At 70.9% G+C, this 13,609-nt stretch carries 15 protein-coding genes; 13 read left to right on the top strand and 2 right to left on the bottom strand.

Features of this window, described 5'->3' with window-relative positions; all coding sequences use genetic code 11:
* Window positions 1–154: 154 nt before the first annotated feature.
* From ehuB to ADK67_RS32575, 10 genes are all read left to right on the top strand, one after another.
* Complete coding sequence (ehuB, locus tag ADK67_RS32620; protein WP_063797805.1) at window positions 155–1,051, top strand: ectoine/hydroxyectoine ABC transporter substrate-binding protein EhuB; 897 nt, start codon at window positions 155–157, stop codon at window positions 1,049–1,051.
* Between the two features lie 15 nt (window positions 1,052–1,066).
* On the top strand, window positions 1,067–1,765 hold the full coding sequence (gene ehuC, locus ADK67_RS32615; RefSeq protein ID WP_053720404.1) for an ectoine/hydroxyectoine ABC transporter permease subunit EhuC: 699 nt from the start codon (window positions 1,067–1,069) through the stop codon (window positions 1,763–1,765).
* Window positions 1,762–2,421, top strand: a complete 660-nt coding sequence (gene ehuD / locus ADK67_RS32610; RefSeq protein WP_053720403.1) for an ectoine/hydroxyectoine ABC transporter permease subunit EhuD — start codon at window positions 1,762–1,764, stop codon at window positions 2,419–2,421. The genes ehuC and ehuD overlap by 4 nt, the downstream gene beginning before the upstream one ends.
* Before the next feature lie 8 nt (window positions 2,422–2,429).
* Window positions 2,430–3,194: an ectoine/hydroxyectoine ABC transporter ATP-binding protein EhuA gene (gene ehuA, locus ADK67_RS32605; protein WP_269436082.1), complete on the top strand. Its 765-nt coding sequence runs from the start codon at window positions 2,430–2,432 to the stop codon at window positions 3,192–3,194.
* Between the two features lie 60 nt (window positions 3,195–3,254).
* Window positions 3,255–3,629 carry an ATP-binding protein gene (locus ADK67_RS32600; RefSeq protein ID WP_053720401.1) on the top strand — a complete coding sequence of 125 codons (375 nt, stop codon included), beginning with the start codon at window positions 3,255–3,257 and terminating at the stop codon, window positions 3,627–3,629.
* Window positions 3,630–3,819: 190 nt separating this feature from the next.
* A complete protein-coding gene (locus ADK67_RS32595) occupies window positions 3,820–4,107 on the top strand; it encodes a hypothetical protein (RefSeq protein ID WP_053720400.1) in 288 nt (95 codons plus the stop codon).
* Between the two features lie 11 nt (window positions 4,108–4,118).
* A complete protein-coding gene (locus ADK67_RS32590) occupies window positions 4,119–4,406 on the top strand; it encodes a hypothetical protein (protein ID WP_053720399.1) in 288 nt (95 codons plus the stop codon).
* Between the two features lie 102 nt (window positions 4,407–4,508).
* Window positions 4,509–5,180: a response regulator transcription factor gene (locus ADK67_RS32585; RefSeq protein ID WP_053720398.1), complete on the top strand. Its 672-nt coding sequence runs from the start codon at window positions 4,509–4,511 to the stop codon at window positions 5,178–5,180.
* Complete coding sequence (locus ADK67_RS32580; RefSeq protein ID WP_157621011.1) at window positions 5,180–6,541, top strand: sensor histidine kinase; 1,362 nt, start codon at window positions 5,180–5,182, stop codon at window positions 6,539–6,541. The genes ADK67_RS32585 and ADK67_RS32580 overlap by 1 nt, the downstream gene beginning before the upstream one ends.
* Before the next feature lie 316 nt (window positions 6,542–6,857).
* On the top strand, window positions 6,858–7,397 hold the full coding sequence (locus ADK67_RS32575) for an SRPBCC family protein (protein ID WP_053720397.1): 540 nt from the start codon (window positions 6,858–6,860) through the stop codon (window positions 7,395–7,397).
* A 36-nt stretch (window positions 7,398–7,433) separates the two neighbouring features.
* On the opposite strand, the gene ADK67_RS32570 is transcribed toward ADK67_RS32575, so the two are convergent.
* Window positions 7,434–7,850, bottom strand: a complete 417-nt coding sequence (locus ADK67_RS32570; protein ID WP_053720396.1) for a hypothetical protein — start codon at window positions 7,848–7,850, stop codon at window positions 7,434–7,436.
* Between the two features lie 80 nt (window positions 7,851–7,930).
* On the opposite strand from ADK67_RS32570, the gene ADK67_RS55455 reads away from it, so the two are divergent.
* Window positions 7,931–8,137, top strand: coding sequence for an ADP-ribosylglycohydrolase family protein (locus tag ADK67_RS55455; protein ID WP_082404165.1), 207 nt, complete (start codon window positions 7,931–7,933; stop codon window positions 8,135–8,137).
* Between the two features lie 854 nt (window positions 8,138–8,991).
* Here the strand turns inward: ADK67_RS55455 and fxsT are convergent.
* A complete protein-coding gene (gene fxsT / locus ADK67_RS32565; protein WP_157621009.1) occupies window positions 8,992–11,550 on the bottom strand; it encodes an FxSxx-COOH system tetratricopeptide repeat protein in 2,559 nt (852 codons plus the stop codon).
* 164 nt (window positions 11,551–11,714) lie between these two features.
* Between fxsT and ADK67_RS32560 the strand changes: the two genes are divergently transcribed.
* A complete protein-coding gene (locus ADK67_RS32560) occupies window positions 11,715–12,974 on the top strand; it encodes an IS701 family transposase (protein ID WP_053720394.1) in 1,260 nt (419 codons plus the stop codon).
* A gap of 152 nt (window positions 12,975–13,126) precedes the next feature.
* Window positions 13,127–13,609, top strand: a 483-nt coding sequence (locus tag ADK67_RS32555) for an IS630 family transposase (protein ID WP_157621007.1), incomplete at its 3' end; no start/stop codon positions are given.

Below are 13,609 nucleotides of genomic sequence, written 5' to 3'. Positions count from 1 at the left end.
CTGGTTGCGGCATAAGCATTTCATGTCGAGTTCGACGGCGCGGCACGAGCTTGGTGTTGACGGTCCGCCGCCGCTTTCTCTAAGGTCGCCGAGTCCGTCCGCCGTGTCGCGGTGCGGTGGACCGTCCTGTCGTCGAAGTTGGGAATCCCACTTCGTGTCTTCTTCACACTTGTCCCGCCGCCTGTTCCTGGCAGCCGGTCTCGGAGCCGGGCTCGCCGCCGCCGGGTGCAGCACCGTCGACCTGTCCGCCGAGGATCACGGCGGCAACCTGCTGGAGCGCCTGCGTGCCACCGGCGAAGTGCGCATGGGCTTCGCCAACGAGGCTCCCTACGGCTACGTCGACCGCCGCGGCGAGCTGACCGGCGAGGCGCCCGAGGTCGCCAAAGCCGTGTTCCGCAGGCTCGGGGTGGACAACTTCGTGCCCGCGCTGTCGGACTTCGGCGCGCTGATCCCCGGCCTGCGCGCCGGGCTGTTCGACGTCATCGCCGCCGGCATGTTCATCACCCCGACCCGGTGCGAGCAGATCCTGTTCTCCGACCCGGACTACAACGCGCCCGAGGCCATCCTGGTGCGCCGCGGCGACGTGGGGCGTTTCACCACGCTCGAGGACTTCGTCCAGGACGGCACGGCGAAGCTCGGGGTGCTGCTCGGGAGCTTCGAGGTCGACATCGCCGCCGGGTACGGCGTCCCCGCCGACCGGACGGTGACCTTCGCGACCCAGGCCGGCGGGGTCGACGGACTGCTGGCCGGTCGCGCGGACGGCTTCCTGCTCACCGCGATCTCGTTGCGCGACGCGATGGCCCGCAGACCGGACGCGGCCGTCGAGCTGACCGAGCCGTTCGTGCCGGTGCTCGACGGCGTGGAGCAGTACGGCGCGGGCGGGTTCGGCTTCCGCCCCGACCAGCGGCGGCTGCGCGACGCGTTCAACGCCGAGCTGCACGGGCTCAAGCGCAGCGGGGAGCTGCTGGAGATCGTCCGCCCGTTCGGGTTCACCGAGTCCGAGATGACCGACCTCACCGCGGACCGGCTCTGCCGGTCCGACCCGGCCTGAGGGGGAGGGTCACCCATGTCCACAGGTCTGTGGCTGCGCCTGCTCGACGGGCTGCTCGTCACGCTGGAACTGACGTTGTTCGGCGCGGTGCTCGGTCTGGTGTTCGCGTTCGCCGCCGGGCTCGCCCGGCTGTCGGCCAACCGGCTGGTGCGCGGTGTCGCGCTGGCCTACACCGAGGGCTTCCGCGGGCTGCCGGCACTGGTCGTGCTGTTCTGGCTCGTGTTCGCCCTGCCCGGCCTCGGGTTCCAATTGGAGCCACTGTTCGCCGGCGTGCTGGCACTCTCGCTCAACATCGGCGCGTACGGCGCGGAGGTCGTGCGCGGCGCGGTGCTCTCCGTGCCGGCCGCGCAGCTCGAAGCCGCCACGGCGCTCAACTTCACGCCCTGGCAGCGGATGCGGCTGGTGGTGCTGCCGCAGGCGGTCGTGGCGATGGTGCCGCCGTTCGGCAACCTGCTGGTCGAGCTGCTGAAGGCCACCGCGCTGGTGTCGCTGGTCTTCCTCCAGGACCTGACGTTCCAGGGACAGATCGTCCGTGCCGCCACCGGTGACACCGCGGCCACGTTCGCGGGCCTGCTCGTCGGCTACGGCGTGATCGCGCTGGTGCTCACCCGACTGGTGAAGCTGGTCGAACGGCGCGCGGCCGCCTCGCTGGGCCGAACCACCACCTCCAGCGGGCCGCACGTCGGTCCCCTGGTCACCGAGGGGGCGCGATGACGTTCGACTGGCAGGCCGCGTGGGAGGCCGTGCCGCCTCTGCTGCGCGGCCTGGTGATCGCACTCCAGGCCGCCGCGATCGGCTACGTGATCGCACTCGTGCTCGGGCTCGGGTTCGCGTTGTCGCGCCGGAGCCACCAGCGCTGGGTCCGGCTCCCGGTCGGCTTCTTCGTCGAGTTCGTCCGCTCCACCCCGTTGCTGGTGCAGCTGTTCTTCCTGTTCTTCGTGCTGCCCACCGTCGGGATCGAGCTGTCCGCGATGGCGACCGGCGCGATCGGCCTCGGCGTGCACTACGCGACCTACACCTCCGAGGTGTACCGCGCGGGCATCGACGGAGTGCCCACCGGGCAGTGGGAGGCGGCCAAGGCGCTGAGCCTGTCGCGCAGTCGCACCTGGACCAGGGTCGTGCTGCCGCAGGCCGTGCCACGGGTCGTGCCCGCACTGGGCAACTACGCCATCGCCCTGTTCAAGGACACACCTCAGCTCACCGTCATCACCATCGCCGAGGTGCTCAGCGTGGTGAAGGCGGTCGGCGCGCAGAACTTCCAGTACCTGGAACTGATCACCGTGGCCGGGCTGCTGTACCTGATCACCGCCCTCCTCATCGCGTGGCCGGTGCGGGTCCTGGAACACCGGTACCGAAGGGAAGTCGCATGACCACGGAGTTGATCACGTTCGACCGGGTCGACAAGCGGTTCGCCGACACCGTCGTGCTCGACGACCTGTCCTTCACCGTCCGCGCGGGCGAGCGGGTCACACTGATCGGGCCCAGCGGGTCGGGCAAGACGACGATCCTGCGGATGCTGATGACCCTCACCCGCCCCGACAGCGGCACGATCACCCTGGCCGGCGAGCCGCTGTTCCACGAACGGCGGGGCGACACCCTCGTCGCCGCCGGTGAACGGCACCTGCGGACGATGCGCCGGCACACCACGATGGTGTTCCAGCAGTACAACCTGTTCCCCAACATGCGAGTGCTGCGCAACGTCACCGAAGCACCGGTCCACGTGCTCGGGCTGGAGAAGGAGGAGGCCGAAGAGCGCGCCCGGGGGTTGCTGGACATGGTCGGACTGGCGGGCAAGCTCGACGCCTACCCGTCACAGCTGTCCGGCGGCCAACAGCAGCGGGTCGCGATCGCCCGCGCGCTGGCCATGCGGCCGGACGTGCTGCTGCTGGACGAGGTCACCTCCGCGCTCGACCCGGAACTCGCCGCCGAGGTGCTCGACGTGCTGCGGGACGTCGCGCGGACGTTCGACGTGACCATGCTGTGCGTGACCCACGCCATGAAGTTCGCCCGCGACGTGTCCGACCGGGTCCTGATGTTCAACGAGGGCCGCATCATCGAATCGGCGCCACCGGACGAGCTGTTCGACGCGCCCAAGCAGGAACGCACCAGGCAGTTCCTGCGCTCGGTGATCGACGAGTCCTGACGCCCGGGATCGCAAGGTTCTCGTCAGGTGTGATCCGCACAGCGGTGGGAGAATCGCCAGGTGGCAGCGGGTGACGGAGCGGTCGTGCTGGTGGTCCAGGACGACGACTCCACTTCGCCGGTGGAGGTCGCGCGGTGGCTCCAGGAGCGCCTGGAAGGCTGGCCGGAGAATGACGTCGTGCTGGTGGGCGTGGTCGCGGGGGAACTGTTCGACAACGCCGTGAACCACGGCCTGCCGCCCTACGTGCTGAAACTCGACCTCGACGAGTTCGGCGAGTCGATGGTGGTCAGCGTTCGGAACCACGCGCGCAGGCGAGTCGGGCCGTGGCAGCTCTCGGCGGGCCTGCTGCTGATCGACGCGCTGTCCAGCCGATGGGGCATTCTCACCCAGAACACGACCACCACCGTGTGGGCCAGACTGGACTTCGAGGACTGACCTCATGTCGCAACGCCACCGTCCGGATAGGAATGCCGGCGCGCGCGGCAGTCGTGGGCCGCGTGCCCATTCACTTGTCGCTCCACCTTTGCTGACAATCTCCTTGCGGTGCAACGCCGACGTGTCCGATCGCAGGAACCAACACCTAGCCTCGGAGGTGACCTGACCACACGCCACGGAGGAATCGACAGTGATCGACATCGATGCGACGGCCGCCTCGGCCATCGACGAGCTGACCACGGCCACCAGGGTGGGCCGGCAGGGTGGGTTGCGGATCGCGTGGGCCGACCAGGCGGACGGCCACGACTTCGACTTGTCCATCCAGCCGTATCCCGCGGTCGACGACGTGGTGGTCACCCGTGACGAGGTGCGTGTCTTCCTCGACCCCCGCGCCGCGCAGGCGCTGTCGGACAAGGTGCTCGACGTGCGCAGGCGCCACGCGGGCCGAATCCACTTCGGCGTCTACCCCCAGGCTTGAGAGGAGTCCCCGTGCTGGACATCACCCACGCGGCCGGCGTGGTGATCGCCGGTCTGACCGGTCGCACGAGCGGGAACGACGGTGGCTTGCGGATCGGTTGGTCTGACCGGGACGGGGTTCAGGCCATCACCCTGGCCGTTCCCGCCCCTCCCGCGGCGCACGACGCGGTGCTCACCGCGCCGACCGGGAGCCGTGTCTTCATGGCGCCGGATGCAGCACTTCACCTGCGCGACAAGCTGCTGGACGTGCGCATGGACATCGACGGGCGCTTCCGCTTCGCGATCAATCGCCGGCACTGACCCGTGGCGCGTGGCGCGACCGACCTTCCAATCGGCTTGCATCCTGCCGCCACAGTGCGTCGTCACGAGGCGCTCCCGGTGTTCGGACCTGACAATCGAGGCATGACGCTGTCCGTGCTGCTGGTCGAGGACGACGAACACATCAGGCAGGCGTTGGGTCTCGCGCTCGACGACGAGGGCTTCACCGTCACCGACGCCGTGTCCGGTGAGGACGCCCTGGACCTGTTGAAGACGACGACGTTCGACGTGGTGCTGCTGGACCTGATGCTGCCCGGTGTCGATGGTCTGGAGGTCTGCCGCGCCCTGCGCGCGCAGGGCGACCTGCCGATCATCATCGTCACGGCCCGCACCGACGCGAGCGACGTCATCGCCGGACTCGAAGCGGGCGCGGACGACTACGTCACCAAACCGCTGATGGCCAGCGTCCTCGCCGCCCGCATCCGCGCCCTGCTACGCCGCAGCGGCCGCCAAGACGAAGTCCTCCGGGTGGGCGAGCTGGAGATCCAGCCGCAGACGAGCACCGTGCTGCGCGCGGGCGCGGAGGTCCACCTGACGCGCACCGAATTCCGACTGCTGGTGGAACTGGCCTCGGCCGACGGCCGGGTGGTCAGCCGCGAGCAGCTGCTGCAACGCGTGTGGGGTTACGACTACTTCGGCGACACCCGCCTGCTCGACGTCCACATCCGCCGCCTGCGCCGCAAGGTCGAAGCCGACCCCGACGACCCGGAGCTGGTCGTCACCGTCCGCGGTGTGGGCTACCGGGTCGACCTCTGATGCCCCGGCTCTCACTGCGCTGGCGCGTCGCGCTCGTGCTCGGACTGGGGTCGCTGCTGCTGACCAGCGCACTGGCGGTGCTGGTGTGGAACCTGTCCTCGGGGTACATGCAGCGCCAGCGCGAGCAGAGCGCCACCCGCCAGGCCGAGGTCAACGTCCGCCTCGTCGACGGGGCCCTGCGCACCGGCTCCGACGGGCTCGAAGAACTGCTCACCGGCCTGACCACCGGCCCCGACTCCACCGTGCTGCTCTACCGGTCGGGTCAGGTGCTCACCAGCGGGCGACAGATCGACCCGCAGGTCCTGCCCGACGAACTGGTCGACCTCGGCCGCCGCGGCGTGCCGGCCACCCAACGACTCGTCGTCGACGGCATCCCGGTGCTGGCGGTGAGCCTGCCGATCAGCTCTGCCGACGCCGCCTACGTCGAACTCGCGCCGCTGCTGCAACTGGACCGCACCTTCCGCTTCCTCAGCGTCCTGCTGATCACCGGCACGCTGGTCAGCGGGCTGCTCGGCGTCGCGCTGGGCTCGTGGGCCGGCAGGCGCGCACTGCGCCCGCTGACCGAGCTGACCAAAGCCGCGTCCCTCATCGCCGGCGGCGACCTCAAGGCCCGCCTGCCCACCCAGACCGACCCGGACCTGGCGCGCCTGGCGAGCACGTTCAACACCACCGCCGACGCCCTGGAGGAACGCGTGCTGCGCGACGCCCGCTTCGCCGGCGACGTCAGCCACGAATTGCGCTCACCCCTGACCACCATGGTCAACGCCGCCGAGGTGCTGCGCCGCCGCCGCGCCGAGATACCCGGCACCGCCGGCCGCGCCCTGGACCTGCTCACCTCCGAAGTCGACCGATTCTCCCGCACCGTCGTGGACCTGCTGGAGATCTCCCGCGCCGACCAGGAGGCCGACGACACGAACCTCGAGGTCATCGACCTCGTCTCGCTGGTCGACAACGTGCTGGACTCCCGTCCCGCCACCGACGTCCCGGTCCGGCCCGGACTACCGGGCCCCCAGGTCCTCGGTGACCGCCGCCGCCTGGACCGCGTGGTGGACAACCTGCTCGACAACGCCGAGCGCCACGCCGGCGGAGCGGTCCGCGTCGCGGTCCTCTCCCACGACGGCCACGCCAGACTGGAGGTCGACGACACCGGCCCCGGCGTGCCGCCCGAACTGCGCGAGCGCATCTTCCACCGCTTCGACCGCGGCACCCGCGCCGGCAGCCGCGGCACCGACACCGGCAGCGGCCTCGGCCTCGCTCTGGTCGCCCAACACGTCCACCGCCACAGCGGCACCGTCTGGGTCGAGGACCGTCCCGGCGGCGGGGCGCGGTTCGTCGTGGAGCTCCCGGAGGCGCACCAGTGAGGACCACCACGACGACCGCCCTCGCACTCCTGTTGACCGGTTGCTCAGCGCTCGCGGCCTGCAGCGTGCTCACAGCGTGCGGGATCACAGCCCAGAACGAACCACGACCGCTGACCTCTTCCACTGCGGCCCCGCTGCCCACACCGACCGTCACCCAACGCCCCGACCAGACATCCTCCGAGCCTCGCCCACCGACGAGCACCACGGCGTCGACACCGATCCCCACACCCCGGTGACCGCAGATCGTCAGCAGGTCGTCAGGTCAACCCGCACATGCCCCGACCGAGGATCGGGTGAACCCGACGAGAGGACGCCGATGACGCTGCACGAGCCCACCACCCGCGAGCCCACACCGAACCGGGGAGCGGAGACCGCGGTCCGCGTGCCCGCCCGGACGACACGGACGAGAACCATGCCGGCCGACGCCGAAGTCGTGTTCGACATCGTCACCGACCTGGAACACCTGGACTCCTGGCTGCCCACCGGTGCGGAGGTCGAGCTGTACGGACCCGGTCTGCTGCGCCTGTGGCCCTTCGACGGCGCGGACGACGAGCCCTGCGAGCGGCGGGTGCGCATCGACTGGGGACACCTGAAGGTCCAGTGGGGTGGCGACGAAGCGACGACGTACACGGGGGTCCTGCGGGTGCTGCGCATGACACCCGGGCGAAGCGCCGTCGCGGTCGACCTGACCGGTCCGGCCCACCTGCCCCAGCCGCTGCTGGACAGCTGGCTGGCACGGGCGCTCGACGCACTGGCCACCGTGGTCGGCGCCGAACGACCGACCACCGCATGGCCGGGCGTCCCGGCAGGCGGCCAACGCCACGAACACGGGCTCGCAGCGACTTCCTCGACGTGAAGCAGACCGTGCTCGTTTCCGGGGAGCCAAGGCAATTCACACGACGCCGGCGTCGAAGCAGCTACCCGAGTTCACGGCCATTTGCGCGACGGGAACGGCGACGGTCAGCTCACCGGCCAGGGCAAAGTCGAACTTCACGACCACCGTCGACCCAACGGTGTGTTCCTCCCGCAGGCCCACCAGCACGAGCCGGTAGTCCGCACCGACACCGCGACCGCTGGGCACCACGCCATGCTCCAGCGGCAACGTCGCCACTGGTTCGGCGACCCCGTCACAGTCCCGGTCCCAGCGCAGCTCAACCCGCCGCACCTCGTCGCTGTAGACCGCCACCAGCTCGTCGCTCAAGCCGCGCTCGGCATGAACCCTGAACCTCACCACGACGTCGTCCCCCGGCCGCAACGGCACGCCGCCCGCGGCCACCACCGGAGCCGCGCGCAGCACGACGTCACCCACACGTCCACGAACACCGACGTCACCAAGCGTGCCCAGCCCACGGGCAATGACCACCAGGCACAACCCGATGCCCACCGCCCCTGCTCGCCTTCCTCAGCAACCCCGACGACCCGGTCGAAGCGATCGGCTACGCCATCCACGCCAGCGGCGCCACCAACTCCGCCGCCGCCATGACCGGCGCCCTCGCCGGTGCCTGCAAGGGCACCACCACGCTGCCCACTACCTGGCTGCGCCGCTTCCACACCGCGACCAGGCTCCGACTCCTCGCCGACCGCCTCACGGGATAGACCAGGCCGACGGCATCTCACCAACGACCGACACCCCCTCGCCGAACGCCTGCGGGCCGGCGGCGTACTCACCCTATGGTCCAACGAAACCCGGACGACGACTACACCGCCGCGCTGTCCGACCACTTCGCCCACACCACCCGTCGAAGTCGTCCACTTCCAACCCCTTGCCGGGACGCGACGCCACCTGGCGATCACCACAGCCGGACGGCCCTCCCCGCCGACGACCCGCGCGGCGCCGGCATGGCCGCCGGCGCCCTGCCCCTGGCCATGGGCGGTCTGCTGGCCGCGGTGCTGCTGACCAGGCTCTTCCGCGGCACGGTTTCGCCGGGTCGTCGGAGCACTCGCCTTCGCTGGGACCGCAATCCCTGCTCGGGTACGCAGGCATCAGGATCGGCGTCATCGGCTCGATACTCGTCGGCAACCCTTCTTGGGCACGGCGACCGCACCGGAGATGCTGCCTGGCTGGTCCGGCGAACTCGGCCAACTGCTGCCGCCCGGAGCCGGCGGCTGGCTGCTGCGCTCGACCACGTTCTTCGACGGCCGCCGCCGGCCACACCGTCACCGTGCCAGCCGCTTGGGTTGGGCTCGGCGCAACGCTGTGCCGGGTCAGCGAGCTACGCGTCGACCGCGCCGCCAAGACCGCCGCAGCACTCACCCGCCGCCTGACCACCCACAGGTAACCGCGGTCCGGCCCGACCGCGCTCGGTGTGAGGTCACCGCCGGGCGACCGGCTACCGGGGGCGTCGTCCAGCTTCCTGCCGTAGCGAATGTGCAGCGGAAGAACGTCCGACCAATCGCGGATCGCACCCCAGCCGTGGATTCAGGTGCACGGCATGCAGCATCGATCACGCTTACTCGTCGAGGATCCGCGACCGATCCTCCAGCAGGTGCGCGGTGGTGTCGACGGCCTTGGCGGTGTCGCCGGCGGTCACCTTCCACCGGGCGAGTTGTTGCCGGACTCGGAGGGTGTCCGGGTGGTCGGCACCGAACACCCGGGCCGAGTCGACGGCGAGTCCTTCGAGGGCCCGTACCGTGGCGACGGCGTCACCGGCCTTGGCGTGGACGACCACGGCGCGGGCGCGGACCTGCCAGAGGTCGGGGTGCTCCGGGCCGAAAGCGCGTAGGCACGCGGCCAGCAACTCGTCCACGGCGGTCACCGACGGATCGCCGGGACCTTCCCGCAGGATGGCCAGGCTCAGGCAGGCGTGCCAGACGTAGGGGTGGTCCCGGCCGAGGACCCGCAGCATGTCGCCGAGCAGCCGCTCGTGCTCGGCGACGCCGTCCGTCGCCTGCCCCGCCAGCGCACGCGCCCCGATGAGATCGAGCCGCGTGTACAGCGTGTCGGGGTGGTCGGGGCCGAGCACCCGCAGCCGATCCGCCAGTAGCGACTCGAACGCGGCGGCTGCGCCCGCGGGATCCCCCGCCATTCCGGTGAACTGGGCGAATTCGCCGCGGGTGGTCAGCGTCAACGGGTGGTCAGGGCCGAGCAGGCGGGCCCGGTCGACCAGCAGCGACTCCAACGCGGCGGTGGCGCCCGCCGGGTCACCGGCCGTGCCCCGCCACCGCGCCAGTTCGTGGCGGGTGCTGAGGGTGTCGGGGTGCTCGGGGCCGAGCACCCGTTCGGTGTCGACGAGCAACGCGTCGAACGCGGTGACGGCGGCTTCGGCGTCACCGGCCTCCCCGCGGTTCGCGGCGAGGTTGTGCCGCGTGGTGAGGGTGTGGGGGTGGTCGGGTCCCAGCACCGCCACGCGGTCGGCGAGCAGTTGTTCGAGTTCGGCGGCCGCGTCCGCCGGGTAGCCCGCGAGGCCGAGTTGGCGCGCGAGGGTGTGCCGGGAGGTGAGGGTGTCCGGGTGGAGCGGACCGAGCACCCGCCGCCGATCCGCCACGAGCTGCCTCGCGCCCTCGACGCCGCGCAGGTCGCCGCTGTCTCCGCGCCACAGGGCCAGCTTTCCGCGGACGCCCAGGGTCAGCCGGTGGTCCGGGCCGAGCCGCTCGGTGGTGGTGGCCTCCAGCCGGGCGAAGTGCGCGACGGCGGCGGCTACCTGCCCGACCTCGCCGAGGCTGTCACCGGCCACGGCCAGGACTTCGTGGTACTCGTCGGCGGTCCACAGGTGCTCACCGGCACAGCCGTCGAGGGCGTCGGTGTTCGCGCGTAGCCTCTGGCTCAGGTCCGGCTCCCGGCCGTCGTCCGGCCAGGCGTCGGCGAGGGAATCGGCCGCGGCCCAGGCCAGCTCGGCCAGGCGGCCGGGCGGCAGGTGGTCGCGGACGGCGCGCTGGACCACGCCGTGCACGCGCACCGCTTCGGCGTCGACGACGGCCAGGCTGAACAGGTGCAGGCGGCGCAGCGCGGCGAGGGTGGTGTCGACGTCAAGCCCCGGCGATCCCCCGGCTTCGTGGGCGTGGCCCAGCCACAGGCGGGCGGCTTCGGTGGTGAACACGATCTTGGGGATCCCGCCCGGGTCCAGCAGGGCGGCCAGCTCCAGCACCGGACCGGCCAAGCCGGTGGGGTGCTGGGCGTTCGCCACCTCGATCGACAACGACCACGTGACGGCCACGGTCCTGCGGTACTCGTCGGGCAGCGCGTCGGGCGCGGGCACGAGGTCGGCGAGGCGCTTCGTGCGGTCGGCGAAGCGCCGTCGGTACTCGCCGCAGGGCACGTCCTGGTCGAGCATGTACGCGGCGGCCTGCCCGAGCGCGAGGGGCAGCCGGCCGAGATCGGCGACGACTCCGGCGACGTCGTCGGCCAACCGCGTGTCGAGGGCGGCGCGCAGGTATGAATCCGCCTCGTCCTCGGTGAAGACGTCGACCTCCACCCACCGGCCACCCAGCCCGGCGACCGCGGCGTCACGGCGACGAGTGGTGATCACGGTGCGCCCCGACGCCGGCGGTCTCAGCCCCGTCAGGTCGGCGGGGCTCGTCAGGTCGTCCAGCACGACCAGCCACCGTCGCGGCGTCGTCTCCAGCCAGCCGAGGAACAGCTCTGCGGCCAGTTCGGGATCGTCGGCCCGGGCCTGGGCGACTTCGACACCGGCTTCGGCGTACCGGGAGACGATCGCGTCCCGTGAGGAGGCCGCGATCCACACGACCAGGTCGACATCGCCGGACGCGAGGCGGCGTCGCGCGTACTCGGCCGCCGACTGCGTCTTGCCCGCGCCACCCATGCCGGTGAGCACCCACAGCGCCTCGTCGGCGGGTCCCGGGAGCGCGCGGTGCCGGAAGCAGCTGGCTCGCGGCGGGATCCGGCCCAGGACACGCGCGGGCGCGTCGGCCGGTGATGAGGTCGAGTGGACGTGCAGGTCGCCGTACAGCGCGCCGACCTGCGCCACCGGCCCGGTCACCGTCCCCGACAGGTCGTTGTGGACGTGGACCCGATGGGAGCCGTCCGTCCGCTCCGGTTCCGCTGTCGCCACCGACACCCCCTGATCACGTTGCTCATCGCCATGAACGACTGTGCCACCGCGGCACATCGCCACGCGAGGGTTCCGGGTCTGCCCTGGGCCGAGTGGCGCAGGTACCCGATCGCCGACCTAGTAGGACTTTGTTAGTTCGAGGTTGAGTGTGGGATGATCTTGTGATGCTCCCAGCAGAGTTGGAGGCCGTGCGTGAGCGCCTGGAAGACTTCGCCGGTGAGGTGTTCGCGTCCTTCTCCCGGCGGGAGCAGCGACTCAACGGCGGGTTGTATCTGCGCGGGTTGATGCTGGACGGGCGGCGGAAGTCGATGCAGCCCATGGCCGAGCGTCTGGGTGTTGACCATCAGCGGTTGCAGCAGTTCATCACCTCCTCGACCTGGGGCCACACCGCGGTGCGCCGTCGCCTGGCCGAGCGGGCCATTGCCGCGGTGGCCCCGGATGCGTGGGTGCTGGACGACACCGGGCACGTCAAGGACGGTGACGCCTCGCCGTGCGTGTCCCGCCAGTACACCGGCACCGCCGGGAAGGTGACCAACTGCCAGATCGCGGTCAGCGTGCACGCGGTCACCGACACCTGTTCGGCCCCACTGGACTGGCGCCTGTTCCTGCCCGAGAGCTGGGACGACCAACGCGCCGGCGACCCGGATCAGGCCGCCCTGATCGCCGCACGCCGCTCGCGGTGCGCGATTCCCGACGATCAACGGCACACCCCGAAATGGCGACAGGCCCTGGAGATGCTCGACGGGTTGGCCGCCCGGGGCCATGTTCCGCCGGTGTTGTGCGTGGATGCCGGCTACGGCGACAACACCGCCTTCCGGCTCGAACTGGACCGGCGGGGCATCGGCTACGTGATGGCGGTCAAGGGCAGCACGTCGGCCCACCCCGCCGACGCCGCACCCACGGCAGCGCCCTATTCCGGGCGCGGCCGTCCGCCACGGCCTCGTTACCAGGACAAGCCCACCACCCTGGCGGAGTTGGTCCGGGCCGCCGGACGCGCCCGTCCGCGTCAGGTGACCTGGCGGCAGGGCAGCAGGAAGACCAAGAGCGACCCGACCGCGCGGATGCGGTCGAGGTTCGTCGCGTTGCGGGTCCGCCCGGCCAACCGGGACATCCCCCGAGGGGAGGACGGCAGCCTGCCGCAGTGCTGGCTGCTGGCCGAATGGCCGGCCGGCGCGCCCGGGCCGACCGACTACTGGCTGTCCACCCTGCCCTGGCGCACCCCGATCAGGACCCTGGTGCGCCTGGCCAAGATCCGCTGGCGCGTCGAGCACGACTACCGCGAACTCAAGACCGGCCTGGGTCTGACCCACTTCGAGGGCCGGTCGTTCACCGGCTGGCATCGTCACGTCACCCTGGTCTCGGCCGCACACCTGTTCCTGACCGAGTTGCGTTCCAGCGACCCAAAAGCCGTTGGGGCGGCCTGACCTTCTACAAAGTTCTGCACGCGCTCCAGGTCCTGCTGGCGACCTGGACCGGTCGATGCCCCACATGCCACCAGCGACCACCCTGATCAAACTAACAAAGTCCTACTAGTGTCCTGCGCCTGAAGTTCGTTGATGAATTGTAGGGTTGCCGGATGGCTCGCAGGGGTCGGCCGGTGGCCGTGGTGACGTTGACGGACGAGGAACGCGAGACGCTGACACGTTGGGCGCGGCGGGCGAAGTCGTCGCAGGCGTTGGCGCAGCGGTGCCGGATCGTGCTCGGCTGCGCCGACGGCAAGTCCAACCAGGATGTCGCGGCCGAGTTGGGGATCTGGCCGCAGACGGTGGGCAAGTGGCGACGCCGGTTCCTGGACAAGCGGCTCGAAGGACTGGTCGACGAGCAGCGTCCCGGCGCCCCGCGGAAGATCACCGACGAGCGGGTCGAGCAGGTGGTGGTGGCCACGCTGGAACGGACGCCGGTCGATGCCACGCACTGGTCACGTGCGTCGATGGCGGCCGAGAGCGGGCTGTCGCGTTCCACGGTCGGGCGGATCTGGAAGGCGTTCAACCTCAAGCCGCACCAGGTCGACACGTTCAAGCTGTCCAACGATCCGCAGTTCGTGGACAAGGTCCGCGAC

Source organism: Saccharothrix sp. NRRL B-16348 (assembly GCF_001280085.1).
Taxonomy (GTDB): Bacteria; Actinomycetota; Actinomycetes; order Mycobacteriales; family Pseudonocardiaceae; genus Actinosynnema.
The sequence above is the reverse complement of the archived record's forward strand: the minus strand, read 5'-3'. Positions and strand labels throughout refer to the sequence as shown.